This is a genomic window from Salinivibrio siamensis, assembly GCF_001996005.1.
GTDB classification, from domain to species: domain Bacteria; phylum Pseudomonadota; class Gammaproteobacteria; order Enterobacterales; family Vibrionaceae; genus Salinivibrio; species Salinivibrio siamensis.
This window is the reverse complement of the sequence record NZ_MUFB01000005.1, coordinates 99408-119001: the sequence shown is the minus strand read 5'-3', so window position 1 is coordinate 119001 and position 19594 is coordinate 99408. Positions and strand designations below refer to the sequence as shown.

The following is a 19594-nucleotide window of genomic DNA, read 5'->3' as shown; positions in this document are numbered from 1 at the left end:
CGCGCAGTGTAGCGAATCTGTCAGTAAAGTGACAATCGCTCAGTGTTGCTTATTCCGCGAGAACTGACGGTTGTCTTTGGCTTCTTTCATGCTCTCAATGATGCGATGGTAGCTATCAAAACGTTCGACACTAATGTGTCCGTCTTCGACCGCTTGTCGCAGTAGGCAACCAGGATCATCGCCATGTTTGCAATCGCGGAACTTACAGCCACCTAAATAATCACGAAATTCGACAAAGCCATGAGCAATTTGTTCCGGTTCTAAATGCCATAAGCCAAACTCACGGACGCCGGGGGAGTCAATCAGATCGCCGCCTTGATCAAAATGATACAAGCGTGCGGCGGTGGTGGTATGTTGACCAAGCCCTGAATTTTCCGATACCTGATGCGTATGCGCGTGCACATCGGGGAGTAGGGTATTGACCAAACTGGACTTCCCGACGCCGGACTGCCCAACAAAGACGCTCACATGCTGGTCTAGGTGTGTCATCAACGCTGACATGCCTTCGCCCGAGTCCGCACTGACCATCACGAGGGGATAACCAATATCTCGATAGATATCGAGCAGATCATCGACCATCTCATGGCCCTCTTCATCCAACAAATCGACTTTGTTGATCACAATCAGGGGCGCGATATCCAGTGCTTCACAGGCAATAAGGTAGCGGTCGATAATGTTGAGCGACAGCTCGGGCAAAATAGCGGCCACGATCACCACCTGATCAATGTTCGCCGCGACGGGCTTGACCCCATCGTAATAATCGGGGCGAGTGAGCACGGAGTCACGTTCATGCACCGCCTCCACAACGCCAGCAAAGCCATCGAGCGCTTCTTTACCGGGTCGCCATACTACACGGTCGCCAGTGACCAGACTATGGACAGTGCGACGAATATTGCATCTGTGTATCTTACCTGTGTCGGGATCTTCGATATCAGCATGTTGTCCAAACCGCGTGATAACCCGCCCTTCCCGCGCGGATTCCAGTGCGGCATCTTCCCATTGCAGATCGGTATCTTTCTCTTTGATCCGGCGTTGTTGGTTGGATCTTACCCGTCGCAGTTGACCCTTCGTCAGTTTTTTCTTTTTTGCCACGTTGACTCTTATCGGTTAAGTTGGCTTTCATATCAAGCACAGTATGATACATGGTTTATCGATAAAAAAGGCAAGTTCAATGGCGTTCAGTGAAAACAATTTAATCTGGATTGATCTGGAAATGACGGGGCTGGATCCGGATACACATAAGATCATTGAGATCGCGACAATTGTCACCGATGCACAGTTGAATATTCTGGCTGAGGGGCCCGTCCTGGCGGTACATCAACCGCAAAGCGAGCTCGACAAAATGGATGATTGGTGCACGCGTACCCATAGCCAGTCTGGCTTAGTGGCGCGCGTACAACAGAGTGATATTGACGAGCAAACCGCCATTGAGCAGACCATCGCTTTCTTATCGCAATGGGTGCCGTCTGGCGCGTCACCGATTTGCGGTAATAGTGTGGGGCAAGATCGACGCTTCCTCTATCGCCACATGCCAGCGCTCGAGCGCTATTTTCATTACCGTACGGTGGATGTAAGTACGTTAAAAGAGCTGGTACGTCGATGGCAACCTGAGGTGTTGAATGATTTCTCTAAACAGGGAACCCATTTAGCGCTTGACGACATCCGAGAATCAATTGCAGAATTACGCTTCTATCGAGAGAGGATCTTAACGATCTGATGGGGCAGTCATCGATCTGATGCTCTTTTGAGCGATTAAAAGAAAAAACCAAAAAATTGCTCACCAGCACTTGCAACCCGGTTTTTTCTTCGTATAATTCGCAGCCCTAACGACGTGAATCGTCTGTTGAAAGCGACATTAGCTCAGCTGGTAGAGCGCAACCTTGCCAAGGTTGAGGTCACGAGTTCGAACCTCGTATGTCGCTCCAAATTAATATCGATCTGATGTTGATCAGGCCGATCTAAGCGACACTAGCTCAGCTGGTAGAGCGCAACCTTGCCAAGGTTGAGGTCACGAGTTCGAACCTCGTGTGTCGCTCCAAATTAAAATGCGATGTAATGCATCAGCAATGCGACATTAGCTCAGCTGGTAGAGCGCAACCTTGCCAAGGTTGAGGTCACGAGTTCGAACCTCGTATGTCGCTCCAAACAACAATTCGGAATAAGCGACACTAGCTCAGCTGGTAGAGCGCAACCTTGCCAAGGTTGAGGTCACGGGTTCGAACCCCGTGTGTCGCTCCAATCACTTGGTTAACCACCAGTGTGGCGTTTAACATAGCGCCATCTTTAATGCTGTGAAGCATCATTTCTTACACAAATCCCATCCGTCCATGCTTTCTCTGAAAGCGCACGGTGGCGCGGTTTTTACCAATACTGCACAGACTTATCCACAGAGAAAGCGTTGTGGATAAACCAGTTAATGGATTTGTTGCTGTGTACGGTGCTGGTTATCTTATCATCAGGCACGGTATCTATGTTGCACATGTGAAATAAACGCAAACATACCTTAAATGCTTGTAAAATAAGAAAAATGCATGGTTTTCTTTCAGGTTAGCTAACGCTTTTCCACAGTGTTATTCACTTACGTGATCTTGCTCGCTTAATGCACCATCAATGTGTTTAACTATCAAAAAGCGCACCATAAATGCGCATTGCGTGACGGTTTTCCACATTATGTGAATAGCGTCATCTTTCCGCTTGTAAGCCTCCGATTAAGCGTCACGAGGCAATCCTTTTTCTATAATGCGCACGAGACGACGCGTCCCTGTGGGTAATGGTTTGACATCAATACGCTGTCGTTTTTTCTCTTGTTCGCTGAGCGCCCAGTGAATATGTTCGTCAACCAGCTCGTCCTCACCGAGCCGCGCCTTGAGACTGTCGATGATCGCTTGATTGAAGGGGGCATTGCCCATGGCAATCGCTAGGTTGCGCCGCCATTTTTGGATCCCGATGCGACGTATCGCCGACCCCTGTGTGAGCGATAAGAAGGTCTCCTCATCCCAGTTGAACAGCGTGGTGAGTGGCTGTTGTTCGAGGCTGGGGCGACAATGAAAATCGGCCTCTAAGGTGATCTCGGCCTCACGGTTAAACGGACAAACCAGCTGGCAGTCATCGCAACCATAGATACGGTTACCGATGGCATGGCGAAATTCTAAGGGGATCACGCCATCATATTCGATAGTCAGGTAGGAAATGCAGCGGCGCGCGTCGACCACGCCTTCTGCGACGATTGCTTGAGTGGGACAACTGGTCATGCAGGCAACACATTTACCGCACTGATTCTCGACAGGGGTGTCGACGGGTAAAGGAAGATCCACCAATAACTCACCGAGAAAGAACCAGGATCCGGTTTCATCATTGAGGATCAGGGAATGTTTGCCTGTCCAACCTAAGCCGGCTTTCTCCGCGAGCGGGCGCTCTAAAACAGGTGCAGAGTCGACAAAAGGACGATATCCGTATGGGCCCACTTCAGCCTCAATCTGTTGGCCCAGCTTTTTGAGTCGATTCCGAATCAGTTTATGGTAGTCACGTCCCAGCGAGTAACGACTCACATATCCTAAATCAGGATTGGCCAGTGTTTGGGCAAAGCCCGCGTTAGGCGGCAAGTAGTTCATCCGCACACAGATCACGCGCACTGTGCCTGGCACCAGTTCGTCCGGTCGCGCACGCATCATGCCATGTCTGGCCATCCACGCCATCTCACCGTGATACCCGTTGTCGAGCCAGCGCTGTAATTGCGCTTCATGTTGCTTGAGATCAACATCCGTGATCCCCACTTGCTGGAAGCCTAGCGCTTGCCCCCATTGCTTGATACGTTGGGCAAGTTGGTCGAAATCAATGGATGCATCGGGCTTGGGTTGCGACATAGCGATAGATCCTGAGGCCTTGGGTGGTGCAGTACAATCAATGGAGGCACTTAATGGCGACAAGTTTACCACAGAGTTTCTATCGCGCAGAGCAAGTTCGTGAAGGCGAGCAAGCGGTCGCGCGTGCACTGTCGATTCCCATGTATCAGCTAATGCTACGTGCTGGGCAGTCAGTGTTTGACTGTATCAATCAACATTATCCCAATGCGGCACGACTATTAATCGTATGTGGTGCCGGTAACAATGCGGGTGATGGTTATGTGATTGCGCGGCTTGCCAAATCCTCGGGGTTAAGCGTTACCGTGTGGTCGCTAGTGACACCAAGCAAACTGGAGGGTGATGCGGCGACCGCTTGGCAAGAGTGGCAAGATTGTGGTGGTAGCTATGTTGAACACCCACCAACGATCAGCCAGTTCGATGTGGTGGTCGATGCTATCTTGGGTACCGGATTATCGCGTGCCGTGGAGGGGGAGTTTGCTCAGGCGATCAGCGCCATCAACCTCGCGGCGGTACCTGTGGTTGCGGTAGATATTCCCTCTGGGCTTTGTGCCAATAGTGGCTGTGTGAAAGGCGTGGCTATTGACGCCGATGTGACCGTCACCTTGATTGCGTTAAAGCAAGGATTGCTCACCGGCCAAGCGGTTGCCCATCGCGGTGAGTTAATGTTTGCAGGCCTGAATATCGCGACAGCATTCTCGCGTCAGTCCACCCCTGCGGGTTACCTTGTTCGTGATGACTGGGTCGAGCCGCATTTACCTAAACGCTCGCGTAGCGCACACAAGGGACAATTCGGTCGCGTCCTGTGTTTAGGGGGCGACCAGGGCATGGCGGGCGCAGTGGCCTTGTCAGCGCAAGCGGCGTTAAGAACCGGTGCCGGGCTTGTCAAAGTGGTGACGCAAAAAGCGCATACCCTGATGCTGGTAACACGTCAGCCAGAACTGATGACGCAAGGGTGGGAGCCCGGCCAATCACTCAGTGAGACGTTGGCATGGGCAACACATTTGGTCATTGGCCCGGGACTCGGTCAGAGTGCGTGGTCGGATGCGTTGTGGACGATCGCCATGAGTGCCCGGACGCCCAAGGTGATTGATGCGGATGGCCTCAATAAGTTAGCGCGGCAGCCACAACATCGCGATGACTGGATCCTCACCCCACATCCCGGTGAGGCCGCGCGCTTATTAGGTTGTGAAATCAAAGAAGTGGAACTTGACCGCTTTGCTGCCGTCAAAGCGATACACACGCGTTATGGTGGCGTTGCCGTACTTAAAGGAGCGGGAACAATCGTATATGATGGCACAAATTATGCTGTTGCTAATGTCGGTAACCCTGGCATGGCGTCTGGGGGAATGGGCGATGTGTTGTCGGGTGTCATAGGCAGTCTTCTGGCGCAAGGCGTAGACTTATTTCCTGCCGCGGCTCTGGGGTGCTATCTTCATGGCAAAGCGGGTGATAAGGCGGCCGAGGCAGGTGAACGGGGGTTATTGGCCAGCGATCTATTCCCCTATTTGCAACAATTAGTAGATTAGCGCACGGGTGGCGGTAGCCATGCAAGGTGCGACGAATACCCATATAAAGATGAGATCCCTTTGTAGTATGACCCAGACTTTTACCACCTCATTGACTGATGCCGATCGCACTGTGGCGTTTGGTGCCGCGTTGGCGCGTGCATGTACGCAAAATACCACTTGTTACTTGCACGGTGATCTTGGCGCCGGCAAAACCACCTTCTGCCGCGGTTTTGTGCAAGCAATGGGACATACCGGGAATGTGAAAAGCCCCACCTATACGCTCGTGGAACCTTACCTATTGCCACCCTGGCACATATACCATTTTGACCTTTATCGGTTGGGCGATCCGGAAGAGCTGGAGTTTATGGGGATCCGTGATTATTTTAATGATCAGGCGCTTTGCTTGATTGAATGGCCGGAAAAAGGCCAAGGCTGGTTACCGCGCGCCGATCTAGACATTACTCTGCGCTATGACGGTGAGCAGCGTGAACTGGTTATTGACGCGAATACCCGCGTTGGGATCGCAATTATCGACCGTCTAGAGTGGGAAGACTAGCATGATGTGGCAGCGGCTTTGCATCTTGATGATCGCCAGTTTGTTGAGTGCAACAAGTTGGGCCAATAAGATTGAAAATATTCGGGTATGGCCCGCCCCCAATGAGACACGGGTGGTGGTAGATCTTGAAGATAAACCGGATTTTAGCTATTTCTCACTGTCACGTCCCGATCGGCTGGTGGTTGATTTAAAGCAGAGCCAGCTGGCTACGCGCTTACCTAAGCCAGTCAAAGGCAGTGATATCTTGCGTAAAATCCGTAAGAGCAGTCCGCCCGAGGCATCGACGTATCGGTTAGTTTTTGAGTTAAAAGACGGTGCCAAGCCGCATATCTTCTCGCTCGCCCCCGGGGGAGAATATGGCCACCGGCTGGTGGTTGATTTACCCCATCCTAAGAAAGTAGATAAAAATAAACCCGCGTTGTCTGTTGCTGAAAAGAAGCGACGTGAGACGGTGGCTGCATTGCCTTTTGGCACCGAGGATATCGTAGTGGCAATCGATGCCGGGCATGGCGGTAATGATCCCGGTGCGGTGGGGCCTAGCCGTAAATTTGAAAAATATGTCACGCTCTCTATCGCTAAGCAAACGGCGGCACGCATTAACGCTGTTCCTGGCATGCGTGCGGTTTTAACGCGGACGGGGGATTACTTTGTCGATTTGAACCGTCGGTCTGAAATTGCGCGTCAACACAAAGCCCACTTATTGGTCTCGGTGCACGCAGATGGTTTCCATAAACCACAACCTCGTGGCGCATCGGTATGGGTCCTTTCTCGTCGCCGTGCGAACAGTGAAATTGGTCGTTGGATAGAAAAACATGAAGAACAATCTAACTTGTTGGGTGGGGGCTCTTTGCTGGCTCAGAATAATGAGGACGAATACTTAAGTCGTGCGGTATTGGACTTGCAGTTTAGTAACTCGCAAAAGGAAGGCTTTAATGTTGCGAAACGCGTCCTAAAGGAGCTCGGCAAAGTCACCAAATTACATAAATCGAGTCCAGAGCACGCCAGCCTCGCGGTATTAAAGTCACCAGACATACCGTCTTTGCTCGTCGAAGTTGGCTTTATCTCTAATCCACAAGAAGAACGCCTGCTATTTCAGCGGGATCATCAGCGCCGGCTCGCGGATGCGGTCTATCATGGTATTCGCAATTATTTTGAGCGCTTCCCGCCGGATGGCACCTTGTTTGCTGCGCGCAAAAACGGGGTAAAACACAAAGTCAGTGCCGGCCAGTCACTGTCGGTCATTGCCAAAAAATATAAGAGTTCCGTCGCCGCGATAAAATCGGCGAATGGGTTAACCTCCAATACCTTACGGGTTGGCCAAGTGTTATCGATCCCCAATGTTGATGTTGCTAAATTAGCAGGCAAGACCAGTAAAACGACGTCAACGCGTACGCTGACGCACACCGTGAGTCGCGGAGAGTTTCTTGGCAAAATTGCCGAGCATTATCAGGTCTCGGTGGCGACGCTGCGCCGCGCGAATAACTTGAAGTCTGACACGCTCTGGGTGGGGCAAAAGCTAAGCGTGCCGGGTGCGACATCGCCAGCGGTCAAACACAAAGTCAAACGCGGTGAATACCTTGGCAAAATTGCCAGCAATTACGGAGTGACCATTGAGAGCCTCCGTCGCGCCAATGAATTACGCTCTGATACGCTGGCGGTCGGGCAAACCTTGATCATCCCAGGAAGCTGATATGGCGATTGAGATTTTACCCGCGCGCCTTGCTAACCAGATTGCTGCTGGGGAGGTGGTCGAACGTCCTGCCTCGGTGGTGAAAGAGCTGGTGGAAAACAGCATTGATGCGGGAGCGACCCGTATTGATGTGGATATTGAAAAAGGCGGCAGCAAACTGATCCGGGTGCGTGATAATGGTGGTGGGATCAGCAAAGCCGATCTGCAGCTTGCCCTGAGTCGACACGCCACGTCTAAGATCCATAGCCTTGACGATCTTGAGGCGATCATGAGCCTCGGCTTTCGCGGCGAGGCGCTGGCGAGTATTAGCTCGGTATCACGTCTTACCATCACCTCGCGTCCAGCTGACCAGCAAGAAGCATGGTCGGCGTTTGCCGAAGGGCGAGAGATGGCGGTGAATGTCAAACCCGCCGCGCATCCCGTCGGCTGTACCGTGGAAGTGGTGGACTTATTCTTTAATACCCCAGCACGGCGCAAATTTTTACGCACCGACAAAACCGAGTTTGGTCACATCGATGAGCTATTACGCCGCATTGCATTGAGTCGGTTTGATATCACCATCAATCTGCGCCATAACGGCACGCAAGTGCGCCAATATCGACGTGTATCAGAAAATGGTGACCCGTTACGCCGCGTTAAGGCGATTTGTGGGCAAAAATTTGTTGAGCATGCGTTGCGGATTGACCTACATCACCACGACATGACACTGACAGGCTGGATCTGCACACCGGCAGGCGCACGACAACAAAACGATATGCAGCATTGTTTTGTTAATCAGCGAATGATGAAAGATAAGCTGATTAACCACGCGATTCGTCAAGGCTATGAACAAAGCCTTGCCCAGGATCAGTATGCCGCTTTCGTGCTGTATATTGATGTCGATCCGCATCAAGTGGATGTTAATGTGCACCCGGCCAAACATGAAGTCCGTTTTCATCAGGCGCGCTTGGTGCATGATTTTATCTATCAAGCCATTTATGACGGCTTACAACAAGCGTTGTTCTCTGAAGACCACAGTGTGGACCCTGAGACGGGCGAAGTGAGAGAAGCCGTCACTTATCAGCCGCGAGCCTCCGCGACTGCCAACCCCAACCCTTATCAACAAGCGGTTGACGCGTTTCCTGATTACCCTGGTAAACGGCAGGAAGACGGGGCATCACCGGCTTCCTGGTCGCGTGATACAGCGTATAAGCACCACGCCGATGATGGCCCAACGCGTGGCCGACCTTCTCACGGTTCAGACTGGCCGGGGAGAGCGGATGCTCCTTCTCGTTCACCCTCAAAGCAAGCGACGCAAGCGTATCAAGCATTGATGACCCCCCAACCGGATGCCGGGACTGACCTAGGTGGTGCCACGCCAACGCGTGCGACGAATTTGTCGCCATTCGACAGCGTCCCGGCAGCTCTTGATACCGTTTCAACAACCACGAGCACGGGTCAGCCTGGATTAGGGAAGGTGCTTTCAGTGGTTGAGCAGCACTATGTGCTGATGGTATGGGGTGAGAGATTATGGCTGGCCGATCATCACCGGTTAGAATGCTGGCGCCATCAAGGCGCGCTACAACCCGCTCTGGGTGAGGGGCTAGTCACGCAACCTCTATTGATCCCACAACGGTTATCTGCCTCTACAGAAGAGTGTCAGCGCGTGATCCAGTATCAGGCGTTACTTGGGCAGTTTGGTATTCATATTCGCCCTAAAGGGCAGCAATTAATGGTGATGTCAGTCTGTCAGCCACTAAGACAGCATAACTTACAGGCTTTTATCCCTGCGTTATTGGCGTTTTTAGCGCAATTAGATCCTGAGCAATCCCACATGGATCACAGCGCGAGTATGTGCTGTTGGCTGGCAAAGCAGTTGACAGTAGCATCGGATCCAGTCAGCCTTGCGCAAGCGGTACAAACCGTATCGGACATTGAACAATATTGGCAGGGGGATGCGTTAGAAAAGGGGCGCCAGCGCTACTTTAAACGCCTCGACCTGACCTCAGTGATAGAAGCATTACAGCATGACTAATCCGCTGCCTAAAGCGATTTTTTTGATGGGGCCGACTGCATCCGGGAAAACGGATTTGGCCATTGCAATACGCCAGACTTTGCCAGTGGAAATCATTAGTGTTGATTCGGCACTGATTTATCGCGGGATGGATATTGGGACAGCTAAGCCAACCGCGGAGGAATTAGCGCAAGCCCCCCATCGTTTGATCGACATTCGTGATCCGTCTCAGGCCTACTCGGCGGCAGACTTTCGTGACGATGCGCTCACAGAAATGGCGCGGATCGTCGCGGATGGTAAGATCCCACTGTTGGTGGGAGGCACCATGCTGTATTTTAAAGCATTGCTAGAAGGACTATCACCGTTGCCGAGTGCGGATTCTGACATCCGTGAAGCGTTAGAAAACGAGGCGCAACAGCATGGGTGGGAAGCATTACATGCTCAGTTGTGCGAGGTTGATCCCGTGTCGGGGGCGCGTATCCACCCCAACGATCCTCAGCGAATTACGCGGGCGTTAGAAGTCTATCGGATCAGTGGCCAGACCCTAACAGCATTAACAGAAAAAAAAGGTGAACCTTTGCCGTATCAGGTACACCAATTTGCAATAGCGCCTCAGGATCGAGGTGAATTGCATCGCCGCATCGAGCGTCGTTTCGATAAAATGATCGACGCGGGGTTTGAAAAAGAGGTACGCACACTATACGAACGCGAAGATCTGCATGTCGATCTGCCCTCGATTCGTTGTGTCGGGTACCGTCAGATGTGGGRCTATTTGGCCGGACGTTGCACCCATGATGAAGCCGTTTACCGTGGGATTTGCGCGACGCGCCAGTTAGCCAAGCGTCAGATAACCTGGCTAAGAGGCTGGGATAATGTGACTTGGCTTGATAGCGACACGCCGTCGCTGTCTTTACAAACGGTGACAAAAGCGTTGACGGCAGGGACGGAAACTTGATGTATACTGTCACTGACAAGGACGCTGCTTAACCGCGACAATTGACTACAATTACAAACAAATAAGGAAAAGAAATAATGGCTAAGGGGCAATCATTACAAGACCCATTCCTGAACGCGTTACGTCGTGAACGCATTCCTGTTTCCATTTACTTAGTAAATGGTATTAAGTTGCAAGGCCAAATCGAATCGTTTGATCAGTTCGTGATCCTGCTAAAAAATACGGTTAATCAAATGGTGTATAAACACGCGATTTCAACCGTTGTGCCGGCACGAGCTGTGAGCCACCACAACAATAACCAAGGAGCTGGTGAGCGTCCACAGGGCGAACGTCAGCAAGAAAAACCTGAGGAATAAAGCATTCTATTGCTAAGGAGTCTATCGCTTGTTTGACCGTTACGAGGCCGGTGAACAGGCTGTACTCGTTCATATAAATTTTACCCATGATGGCGAGTGGGATGATCTCAGCGAATTTCAAATGCTGGTGTCATCCTCGGGTGTCGACGCCTTGCAAGTTGTTGTCGGCAGCCGTCAGTCCCCTCACCCCAAATATTTTGTTGGAGAGGGAAAAGCCCAAGAAATAGCAGATACAGTGCAACAAGTCGGCGCGGACATTGTGATTTTTAATCACACCTTATCCGCGGCGCAAGAGCGCAACCTAGAGCAACGGTTTAAATGCCGAGTGTTAGACCGGACCGGATTAATCCTCGATATTTTTGCCCAGCGCGCGCGTACCCATGAGGGTAAGTTGCAAGTTGAGCTGGCACAGTTACGTCACTTATCTACCCGGCTTGTGCGAGGCTGGACTCACCTTGAGCGTCAAAAAGGCGGGATTGGCTTGCGTGGCCCGGGTGAAACTCAGTTAGAAACAGACCGTCGCTTAGTGCGTGATCGGGTAAAAGCGATTTTAAAGCGACTGGATAAAGTGGCGAAACAGCGAGAGCAAGGGCGGCGCGCTCGCGCACGGGCAGAAGTGCCGACTGTGTCATTGGTGGGGTATACCAATGCGGGCAAATCGACCTTGTTTAATCGGATCACCGAAGCGGGGGTATATTCGGCCGATCAGCTGTTTGCCACCTTGGATCCGACATTGCGCCGTATTGAAGTGGACGACGTGGGTACCGCGATATTGGCGGATACCGTCGGCTTTATTCGTCACTTACCGCATGACTTGGTCGCGGCATTTAAAGCAACGCTTCAAGAAACGCAAGAAGCGAGCTTGCTACTACACGTGGTCGATGCCAGTGATGAACGCTTTGGTGAAAACATTGAAGCGGTAAACAGTGTGTTAGATGAAATCGATGCGGCAGATGTGCCTCATCTTATCATTATGAACAAGATAGATAGTCTGGATCAGGCTGAGCCTCGTATTGAACGGGACGAAGAGGGCGTTCCGAAAGCAGTATGGGTGTCAGCGTTGTCTGGTCAGGGTATCGCGCTCATATTTGAAGCCCTTACCGAGCGTTTATCTGGCACCATGGTGCGGCATCAATTACGGCTACCACCCAGCATGGCCGGACGAATGCAAAGTAAATTTCACCAGATGCGATGCATTGTCAGTGAAGAGTACCAAGATGATGGGCATCTACTTGTCGATGTCAGGCTGCCACAAACAGACTGGTATCGACTAGAAAAAAGAGAAGGCAACCAGCTCGGCGACTTTATCGTCAGTGATTAGGCTGCTAGAGTAAAAAATTATCGTCAGATCAATTTGATGGAGTGCGCGAATGGCGTGGAATGAGCCAGGAAACAATGGCGGTCCCGACAAAGACCCCTGGGGGAATCGTGGAGGCCGTAATCAAGGGCCACCGGATCTTGATGAATTGTTTAACAAACTAAGTCGCAAACTGGGCGGCTTAGGTGGCCGCAAAGGTAAAGGACCATCGTTCGGCGGTGGGATGGCAGGGCTAGGCGTCCTCGCGCTAGTGGGCATCATTGTTTGGGGGATTTCCGGGTTCTATACCATCGGGGAAGCTCAGCGTGGTGTGGTCTTACGGTTTGGTCAGTATGATCGTATCGTTCAACCGGGCCTGAACTGGAAACCAACTTTTGTGGATACGGTAAGCACGGTGGACGTGGAGTCGATTCGTTCGCTCAACAGCTCTGGCCTGATGCTGACCAAAGATGAAAACGTCGTCAACGTCGAGATGGACGTTCAGTACCGCGTGATGGATCCACAGCAGTATTTGTATAGCGTGACCAACGCCGATGATAGCTTGCGTCAAGCAACTGATTCGGCATTGCGTGCGGTCGTGGGTGACTCTTTGATGGATGACATCATCACCCGGGGTCGTCAAGAAGTGCGTGAGCGCACCCAAGTTGAGCTGAACGACATCATCGACAAGTACAAAATGGGCTTGTTGGTGGTGGATGTTAACTTCCAGTATGCGCGCCCACCTGAGCAGGTCAAAGACGCCTTTGATGATGCGATTGCAGCGCGAGAGGATGAGGCCCGCTTTATCCGTGAAGCTGAAGCGTATCGCAATGATGTGTTGCCGAAAGCAACGGGTCGTGCAGAAACGCTGAAAAAAGCGGCACTGGGTTACAAAGAGCGCACGGTTAACGAAGCTGAGGGTGAAGTCTCTCAATTTGAGAAACTGTTGCCTGAGTATCGTGATGCACCACGCGTGACGCGTAACCGGCTATACATCCAGACCATGGAAGAAGTATATAGCAATACCAGTAAGGTGATGGTGGATTCGCAAAGCGGAAACAGCAACCTCATGTATCTCCCACTGGATAAGTTAATGGGAGGCGCAGCCGTTGGCGCTAACCAGCGTAAAGAAACGTCGAGCAGCCAGTACGGTATTGAGCTTGAGCAAAGCTCGCAGCCTAAACAGCAAGAGTCGGCGCCGCGTTCTGGTTCATCACGAGAAGGGAGATACTAAGCATGCGTAAGATGATGATCCCCGTTGTCGTCCTAGCGGCAGTGGTCTTTTTGATGTCGATCTTCGTGGTGAGTGAAGGTGAGCGCAGCATTGTTATCCGTTTTGGACGCGTGCTAAAAGCGGACAATGATATTGCCAAGATCTACCAACCGGGTCTGCACTTCAAACTGCCATTGTTTGATCGCGTTAAGACCTTGGATGCGCGTATTCAAACCATGGATGATCGCGCTGATCGCTTTGTCACCGCAGAGAAAAAAGACGTTATTATCGACTCTTACGTCAAATGGCGTATTAAAGACTTTGGTCAGTATTATCTGTCCACGGGGGGCGGTAATAAATTGACGGCTGAATCTCTGTTGCAACGTCGTGTTGCCGATGGCCTGCGTGCCGAAATTGGTAATAAGACCATCAAAGAGATTGTGTCTGAAAAACGTGATCAAGTGATGGAAAGCGTCCTTGAGCGTGCGGCCAGCGAGGGCTCGCGTGATTTAGGGATTGAGTTGATTGACTTGCGTATCAAGCGTATCAACCTCCCGAGTGAAATCAGTGAGTCGATTTATGCCCGTATGCGTGCTGAGCGTGAGGCGGTTGCCCGTCGTCATCGTGCACAAGGTCGCGAGGAAGCGGAAATCATTCGTGCGCAAGCCGAGCTAGAGGTGGCGACAATTCTGTCCAAAGCAGAACGTCAAGCGCGGATCACTCGTGGTGAAGCTGACGCAAAAGTGGCGAAGCTGTTTGCCAGTGCGTTCAAAAAAGAGCCTGAGTTCTATAGCTTTGTTCGCTCGCTACAAGCGTATAGTAAGAGCTTTGACAGTAAGAGCGATATGCTGGTCGTGGATCCGAAGAGTGATTTCTTCAAATACATGAAGCAACCTGAAGCGATAGAAAAGTAAATCGTTAGATGGGTAGCGACGCATAAAAGACAAGGTTCTGGCCTTGTCTTTTTTTATGTCGTCATCCCCTGTTTTCGACGTAGGAGGTAAGGATGACTAGCTTGTGGGGCGCGCTAGCGCTGGTATTAGTGGTTGAGGGGTTGGGACCGATGTTACTGCCCAAACAGTGGCGACAAATGGTCATGGCTTTAGGTGAGCAATCTGACACCCAGTTGCGGCGTATTGGCGGTTGCTTAGTGGTGATTGGCAGTATGCTGGCTTACCAGTTTTTAACCTAGCATTCAGCCACCTGGTACCGAGAAGAGGCGTGAAAATGTCAATACGGTTAAAAAATGACTGCAACCGAGTTTTTAAGGTGCTAGAATCCATTTTTAACTAGCTGCATATCGAAGAAGATGGGTAATAACGTAGTCGTTCTCGGCACCCAATGGGGTGACGAAGGTAAGGGAAAGATCGTTGATCTTTTGACTGAAGATGCAAAATACGTGGTGCGCTACCAAGGCGGTCACAACGCAGGTCATACTCTTGTCATTGACGGTGAAAAGACCGTCCTACACTTGATTCCTTCTGGTATCCTCCGCAACAACGTTAAATGCATTATCGGCAACGGGGTGGTGTTGTCCCCGGACGCCTTGCTGAAAGAAATGGGTGAGCTGGAAGCACGTGGCGTGCCGGTTCGTGAGCGCCTATTCCTGTCAGAAGCGTGTCCTCTGATCCTGCCATATCACATTGCGCTTGACGCAGCACGTGAGCAAGCACGCGGTAAGAAAGCTATCGGTACCACAGGCCGTGGTATTGGTCCTGCGTACGAAGACAAGGTTGCCCGTCGTGGCCTACGCGTTGGCGACTTGTTTGATAAAGAAGCCTTTGCTGAAAAGCTCAAAGAAGTGATGGAATTCCATAACTTCCAGCTCGAGCATTTTTATAAAACCGAGCCGGTGAGCTACGAAGAGACCTTGGCAAAAGTCATGGAGCAAGCGGACATTCTCACTGGTATGGTGATGGATGTCACCCAAGAGCTGGATGATGCTCGCAAGCGTGGTGACAAAATCATGTTTGAAGGCGCACAAGGCACCTTGCTTGATATCGACCACGGCACCTATCCGTATGTGACTTCATCGAACACCACCGCTGGTGGTGTAGCGGCAGGCTCAGGCTTTGGTCCGCGTCATCTTGGTTATGTGCTGGGTATCGCCAAAGCCTATTGCACGCGAGTAGGGGCAGGCCCATTCCCGACTGAGTTGGATGACGAGATTGGCATGCATCTTGGCACCAAGGGCGCTGAGTTCGGTGCCACCACTGGCCGTAAGCGTCGTTGTGGTTGGTTTGATGCGGTGGCAATGCGTCGTGCTGTGCAGATTAACTCGGTATCGGGTTTCTGCTTAACCAAGCTTGACGTGATGGACGGTTTGGAAGAAATCAAAATCTGCACCGGTTACAAGATGGCAGACGGTTCCACGGTTGAGGTGTCTCCACTAGCAGCTGACGCGTATGAGCACATCGAGCCTATCTATGAAAGCATGCCGGGCTGGAGTGAAAACACCTTTGGAGTGAAATCTCTCGACGAACTGCCGCAAGCAGCGCTCGATTACATCAAGCGTATCGAAGAGCTGACGGGCGTGCCTATCGATGTGATCTCGACCGGTCCAGACCGTAACGAAACCATCATCAAAGTGCATCCTTTTAATAGCTAAGCACGTGAGACGGTTCGATACTAAAAGCCAGCGTTGATCGCTGGCTTTTTTACTATTTTGGTGTGGCGTTGGAAGCCAGATCGCGTGAAAGCGGAAAAAACTTGCCGCCTTTGCTAAAGTCAGTATGCAAGGTGCCGATACAAAAAAGCACACGGCGAGCGTGCGCGTTGCTGTTGGGTTTCTTGGTTGAATAGCGAGTAGGCATGAAGTTTCGAACGCTGATTTTTTCACTTTCTCTGACGGCAGCGACGCTGACGACAGCAACGGCCCGCGCGGACGTCGGGGCGGCTGTGCCATTATATGAAGAAAGTGAGCTTATCACGCTGTTTGAAACCAACTCTCACCTTGAGCGCGTCAAACAAGACGAATGCCAGCTCGTGCAAGACATCGAAGCCCGTGCCACCCGTGTGGGGTCTCCTGCCTATGAATTTTTGTACGGTGATATGCTGGCGTGGGGTGTGTGTGTGGATCAAGACGCGGATCTCGGTGTTTACTACATGAAGCAAGCGGCGCAGCAAGGGCTGCCCGCCGCGCTAGAGCAAATTGGGCGTTACTACGCCAATGGCACCCTGGTCCAACAGGATCAACGCCGAGCGATTCCTTACCTTCGTGAAGCCGCGTCGCTGGGTGATACACGTGCGCGGATCCAACTGGCTGAGTTGTTAGTGGACGATGTTGGCTCGCCACTTGATTATGAAGACGCTTATCGCTGGCTATATCAAACCATCACTGCAGATTCTCGCACTCGTAACCGTATTTCAGAGCTTCGTGCCGCACTTGAAGCACGGATGCCACAGAATATTATCGCCCGTGCCAAACGCCGGACCAGTTATTGGTGACCGTGAGAGGCGTCAGTAGGCGACTTTATGCGCAAAATCCGTTACACTCCCTATACACATCTGTTCCCAATCTGATTTGATATGGCCTAGGTGCCATGCTCCTCTCGTTGCCTGCAAGCAAGGCGCTGAAACAAAACGTCAAACTGCGATCATCGTGGCGCAATAGCGACAGTTTACAGATATAATGAAATCAACATACGCCAATAGGAAAAGGTCTATGTCGCAAGACACAGGTTCGACAAATAATACCCCTAACACACTCGCAGCCGATCCTCATCAGGCACGCGAAGCGGAGAAATACGAGAATCCGGTCCCCAGCCGAGAGCATTTGCTGGAAGTTATCCGCAGCTTCAAGGCACCAGTGAGCCGCGATAATCTGTTTTCACACCTTGGCCTAGCCGGTGATGAGCAGTATGAAGGGCTACGTCGACGCCTGCGCGCCATGGAGCGTGATGGACAATTGGTGTTCACCCGTCGTCAATGCTATGCCTTACCCGAGCGGTTGGACTTGGTCAAAGGGACGGTGATTGGTCACCGTGACGGCTTTGGCTTTCTGCGCCCAGAAGGCAAAGGCAATCATGATGATTGGATGCTGCCACACCACCAAATGCGAAGCGTGATGCACGGTGATGTGATTTTAGCCCAAGGTGTCGGCACCGATAAACGCGGTCGCAAAGAAGCCCGTGTAGTGCGGGTGCTCGAGGCGCGCCAAGGCCAAATCGTGGGTCGTTACTTTGTTGAAGATGGCATGGGCTTTGTGGTGCCGGATGATAGCCGCCTTGGTCAAGATATTGTGATCGACAAAGAACAAACTCAAGGTGCGCGGATGGGCAATGTGGTGGTGGTCGAGATCATGCAGCGCCCAACCCGCCAAACCAATCCTGTCGGTAAAATTGTCGAAGTGCTGGGCGAGAATATGGCACCCGGTATGGAAATTGAGATTGCACTGCGTACGCACGATATTCCTCATCAATGGCCGGATGCGGTGCTCAAGCAAGTCAAAAGCTTGAGTGAAGAGGTACCAGAAAAAGCCAAAGAAGGCCGTGTCGATCTGCGTGACTTGCCACTGGTAACCATCGATGGTGAAGATGCCCGCGACTTTGATGACGCGGTGTATTGTGAGCGTAAACGCTCGGGCGGCTGGCGCTTGTGGGTGGCGATTGCCGATGTCAGTTACTATGTGCGTCCTGACTCAGCGCTGGATAAAGAAGCGCAAAATCGCGGTAACTCGGTGTACTTCCCTAACCAAGTGGTGCCCATGTTGCCGGAAGTGCTTTCCAATGGCTTATGCTCGCTGAATCCGCAAGTCGACCGCCTGTGTATGGTGTGTGAGATGACGATTTCAGAATCAGGGGCGTTATCTGGTTACAAACATTACGAAGCGGTGATGAACTCCCACGCGCGTCTGACCTATACCAAGGTGTCCCATATCTTGGAAGGCGACGAGGAGCTGCGTGAGCGCTACCGTTCTCTGGTCCCGCACTTAGAAACCTTACACGATATGTATAAGGTGCTGAGCGATGCACGTCAGCAACGTGGGGCGATTGAATTCGAGACGGTGGAAACGCAATTTATTTTCAACGCACAGCGTAAAATCGACCGCATTGTGCCGGTGGAGCGTAATGATGCACACAAGATCATCGAAGAGTGTATGATCCTGGCCAACGTCGCGTCTGCCCGTTTTGTGGAAAAACACAAAGAGCCGGCGCTTTATCGTGTCCACGAAGCGCCGGGCGAAGAGCGCCTCAGCGGCTTTAAAGATTTCTTAGGCGAGTTAGGCTTGAGTCTCAGCGGCGGCCTTGAGCCGACGCCGAAAGATTACGCGGCGCTGATGCATGTGGTGCATGGTCGTGCTGACAGTGAACTGATTCAAACCATGTTGCTCCGCTCGATGAAGCAAGCGGTGTATCAAGCGGATAACCAAGGCCACTTCGGTTTGGCGCTCAAGCAATACGCGCACTTTACCTCTCCCATCCGTCGTTATCCGGATTTGCTTCTCCACCGAGCGCTTAAATACCTGATTGCCAAACAAGCGGGTAAAAACCAAGACCGTTGGACCCCGACCGGTGGCTACCACTACTCATTTGACGATATGGATGTGCTGGGTGAGCAATGCTCGAAAACAGAGCGACGTGCCGATGATGCCACCCGAGATGTATCGGACTGGCTCAAATGTGAGTACATGCAAGATCACGTTGGTGATGAGCTGGAAGGCGTGATTGCTAATGTCACTGGTTTTGGCTTCTTTGTTCGCCTTAATGAGCTACATATCGATGGTTTAGTCCATATTTCCAACCTCGATAATGATTACTATCGCTTTGATATGGTAGGGCAACGCTTGGTGGGCGAAGGGTCTGGCCGTGTGTTCCGACTCGGCGATCAGGTGACAGTGAAAGTCTTGGCGGTGAACTTGGATGAGCGACAAATCGACTTTGAGCTGGTAGGCTCTGAACGCAAAGCTCGTCGCCCGGGTAAAACGGCTCGTGACAAACGTAAAAAAGGCCGAGCGGAGTCGAATAAAGACCCGCAAGCCCGTCGTGAGCGAACCTCGGTTCGCCAACAGCTTAAACGTGGTGCGGTGCCAAGTGTTGAAGAAGACAAGGCGCCTGCAGATAAAAACGGCAAAAAGCGTAAAGTGAAATCGCCTGCGGAAAAAGCGCGTAAGAAAAAGGCGAAGAAACAAAAAGCCAAAGCGGGTCAGAAAAAGAAGTAAACC

16 protein-coding genes and 4 tRNA genes are annotated in these 19594 nt (G+C 51.7%); 18 read left to right on the top strand and 2 right to left on the bottom strand.

Annotated elements, in window-relative coordinates; genetic code table 11:
- Nucleotides 1-39: 39 nt before the first annotated feature.
- Complete coding sequence (rsgA, locus tag BZG73_RS04320) at nucleotides 40-1092, bottom strand: small ribosomal subunit biogenesis GTPase RsgA (RefSeq protein WP_046074389.1); 1053 nt, start codon at nucleotides 1090-1092, stop codon at nucleotides 40-42.
- A gap of 79 nt (nucleotides 1093-1171) precedes the next feature.
- Here rsgA and orn point away from each other — a divergent pair, with 79 nt between their 5' ends.
- From orn to BZG73_RS04295, 5 genes are all read left to right on the top strand, one after another.
- The gene (gene orn / locus BZG73_RS04315) at nucleotides 1172-1717 is read left to right on the top strand and encodes an oligoribonuclease (RefSeq protein WP_046074388.1); all 546 of its coding nucleotides are present in this window, start codon (nucleotides 1172-1174) and stop codon (nucleotides 1715-1717) included.
- A 132-nt stretch (nucleotides 1718-1849) separates the two neighbouring features.
- Nucleotides 1850-1925, top strand: a tRNA-Gly gene (locus BZG73_RS04310).
- A 37-nt stretch (nucleotides 1926-1962) separates the two neighbouring features.
- Nucleotides 1963-2038: transfer RNA gene (locus BZG73_RS04305), tRNA-Gly, on the top strand.
- A 30-nt stretch (nucleotides 2039-2068) separates the two neighbouring features.
- Nucleotides 2069-2144 (top strand) — tRNA-Gly (locus BZG73_RS04300).
- A gap of 18 nt (nucleotides 2145-2162) precedes the next feature.
- Nucleotides 2163-2238 (top strand) — tRNA-Gly (locus BZG73_RS04295).
- A gap of 470 nt (nucleotides 2239-2708) precedes the next feature.
- On the opposite strand, the gene queG is transcribed toward BZG73_RS04295, so the two are convergent.
- Nucleotides 2709-3836: a tRNA epoxyqueuosine(34) reductase QueG gene (gene queG / locus BZG73_RS04290; protein WP_156146663.1), complete on the bottom strand. Its 1128-nt coding sequence runs from the start codon at nucleotides 3834-3836 to the stop codon at nucleotides 2709-2711.
- Nucleotides 3837-3916: 80 nt separating this feature from the next.
- On the opposite strand from queG, the gene BZG73_RS04285 reads away from it, so the two are divergent.
- The 13 genes from BZG73_RS04285 to rnr all read left to right on the top strand — a co-directional run bounded on the left by BZG73_RS04285 (nucleotide 3917) and on the right by rnr (nucleotide 19591).
- Nucleotides 3917-5389, top strand: a complete 1473-nt coding sequence (locus BZG73_RS04285; protein ID WP_077667694.1) for a bifunctional ADP-dependent NAD(P)H-hydrate dehydratase/NAD(P)H-hydrate epimerase — start codon at nucleotides 3917-3919, stop codon at nucleotides 5387-5389.
- Between the two features lie 67 nt (nucleotides 5390-5456).
- The gene (gene tsaE / locus BZG73_RS04280; RefSeq protein WP_046074385.1) at nucleotides 5457-5927 is read left to right on the top strand and encodes a tRNA (adenosine(37)-N6)-threonylcarbamoyltransferase complex ATPase subunit type 1 TsaE; all 471 of its coding nucleotides are present in this window, start codon (nucleotides 5457-5459) and stop codon (nucleotides 5925-5927) included.
- 1 nt (nucleotide 5928) lies between these two features.
- Nucleotides 5929-7617 (top strand): LysM peptidoglycan-binding domain-containing protein, encoded by a 1689-nt coding sequence (locus BZG73_RS04275; RefSeq protein WP_046074384.1) that lies wholly within the window; start codon nucleotides 5929-5931, stop codon nucleotides 7615-7617.
- Nucleotide 7618: 1 nt separating this feature from the next.
- Nucleotides 7619-9631: a DNA mismatch repair endonuclease MutL gene (mutL, locus tag BZG73_RS04270; RefSeq protein ID WP_077667693.1), complete on the top strand. Its 2013-nt coding sequence runs from the start codon at nucleotides 7619-7621 to the stop codon at nucleotides 9629-9631.
- Complete coding sequence (gene miaA, locus BZG73_RS04265; RefSeq protein WP_077667692.1) at nucleotides 9624-10565, top strand: tRNA (adenosine(37)-N6)-dimethylallyltransferase MiaA; 942 nt, start codon at nucleotides 9624-9626, stop codon at nucleotides 10563-10565. Before mutL ends, miaA begins: the two co-directional genes overlap by 8 nt.
- Before the next feature lie 77 nt (nucleotides 10566-10642).
- Nucleotides 10643-10921 carry an RNA chaperone Hfq gene (gene hfq / locus BZG73_RS04260; protein WP_046074381.1) on the top strand — a complete coding sequence of 93 codons (279 nt, stop codon included), beginning with the start codon at nucleotides 10643-10645 and terminating at the stop codon, nucleotides 10919-10921.
- A gap of 28 nt (nucleotides 10922-10949) precedes the next feature.
- Nucleotides 10950-12242 carry a ribosome rescue GTPase HflX gene (gene hflX, locus BZG73_RS04255; RefSeq protein ID WP_077667691.1) on the top strand — a complete coding sequence of 431 codons (1293 nt, stop codon included), beginning with the start codon at nucleotides 10950-10952 and terminating at the stop codon, nucleotides 12240-12242.
- Nucleotides 12243-12291: 49 nt separating this feature from the next.
- A complete protein-coding gene (gene hflK, locus BZG73_RS04250) occupies nucleotides 12292-13452 on the top strand; it encodes an FtsH protease activity modulator HflK (protein WP_069361585.1) in 1161 nt (386 codons plus the stop codon).
- Nucleotides 13453-13454: 2 nt separating this feature from the next.
- Nucleotides 13455-14345, top strand: coding sequence for a protease modulator HflC (gene hflC, locus BZG73_RS04245; RefSeq protein ID WP_077667690.1), 891 nt, complete (start codon nucleotides 13455-13457; stop codon nucleotides 14343-14345).
- Nucleotides 14346-14437: 92 nt separating this feature from the next.
- Nucleotides 14438-14623, top strand: a complete 186-nt coding sequence (locus BZG73_RS04240; RefSeq protein ID WP_077667689.1) for a DUF2065 domain-containing protein — start codon at nucleotides 14438-14440, stop codon at nucleotides 14621-14623.
- A 117-nt stretch (nucleotides 14624-14740) separates the two neighbouring features.
- Nucleotides 14741-16039 (top strand): adenylosuccinate synthase, encoded by a 1299-nt coding sequence (locus BZG73_RS04235; RefSeq protein WP_069361588.1) that lies wholly within the window; start codon nucleotides 14741-14743, stop codon nucleotides 16037-16039.
- A gap of 203 nt (nucleotides 16040-16242) precedes the next feature.
- Nucleotides 16243-16878 carry a flagellar protein MotX gene (gene motX / locus BZG73_RS04230; protein ID WP_077667688.1) on the top strand — a complete coding sequence of 212 codons (636 nt, stop codon included), beginning with the start codon at nucleotides 16243-16245 and terminating at the stop codon, nucleotides 16876-16878.
- A 217-nt stretch (nucleotides 16879-17095) separates the two neighbouring features.
- Nucleotides 17096-19591, top strand: coding sequence for a ribonuclease R (rnr, locus tag BZG73_RS04225; protein WP_077667687.1), 2496 nt, complete (start codon nucleotides 17096-17098; stop codon nucleotides 19589-19591).
- Nucleotides 19592-19594: the final 3 nt, after the last annotated feature.

Coding starts and splice junctions, on each gene's coding strand:
- orn (WP_046074388.1), top strand. CDS start 1,172: ATGGCGTTCAGTGAAAACAATTTAATCTGGATTGATCTGGAAATGACG.
- BZG73_RS04285 (WP_077667694.1), top strand. CDS start 3,917: ATGGCGACAAGTTTACCACAGAGTTTCTATCGCGCAGAGCAAGTTCGT.
- tsaE (WP_046074385.1), top strand. CDS start 5,457: ATGACCCAGACTTTTACCACCTCATTGACTGATGCCGATCGCACTGTG.
- BZG73_RS04275 (WP_046074384.1), top strand. CDS start 5,929: ATGATGTGGCAGCGGCTTTGCATCTTGATGATCGCCAGTTTGTTGAGT.
- mutL (WP_077667693.1), top strand. CDS start 7,619: ATGGCGATTGAGATTTTACCCGCGCGCCTTGCTAACCAGATTGCTGCT.
- hfq (WP_046074381.1), top strand. CDS start 10,643: ATGGCTAAGGGGCAATCATTACAAGACCCATTCCTGAACGCGTTACGT.
- hflK (WP_069361585.1), top strand. CDS start 12,292: ATGGCGTGGAATGAGCCAGGAAACAATGGCGGTCCCGACAAAGACCCC.
- hflC (WP_077667690.1), top strand. CDS start 13,455: ATGCGTAAGATGATGATCCCCGTTGTCGTCCTAGCGGCAGTGGTCTTT.
- BZG73_RS04240 (WP_077667689.1), top strand. CDS start 14,438: ATGACTAGCTTGTGGGGCGCGCTAGCGCTGGTATTAGTGGTTGAGGGG.
- BZG73_RS04235 (WP_069361588.1), top strand. CDS start 14,741: ATGGGTAATAACGTAGTCGTTCTCGGCACCCAATGGGGTGACGAAGGT.
- motX (WP_077667688.1), top strand. CDS start 16,243: ATGAAGTTTCGAACGCTGATTTTTTCACTTTCTCTGACGGCAGCGACG.
- rnr (WP_077667687.1), top strand. CDS start 17,096: ATGTCGCAAGACACAGGTTCGACAAATAATACCCCTAACACACTCGCA.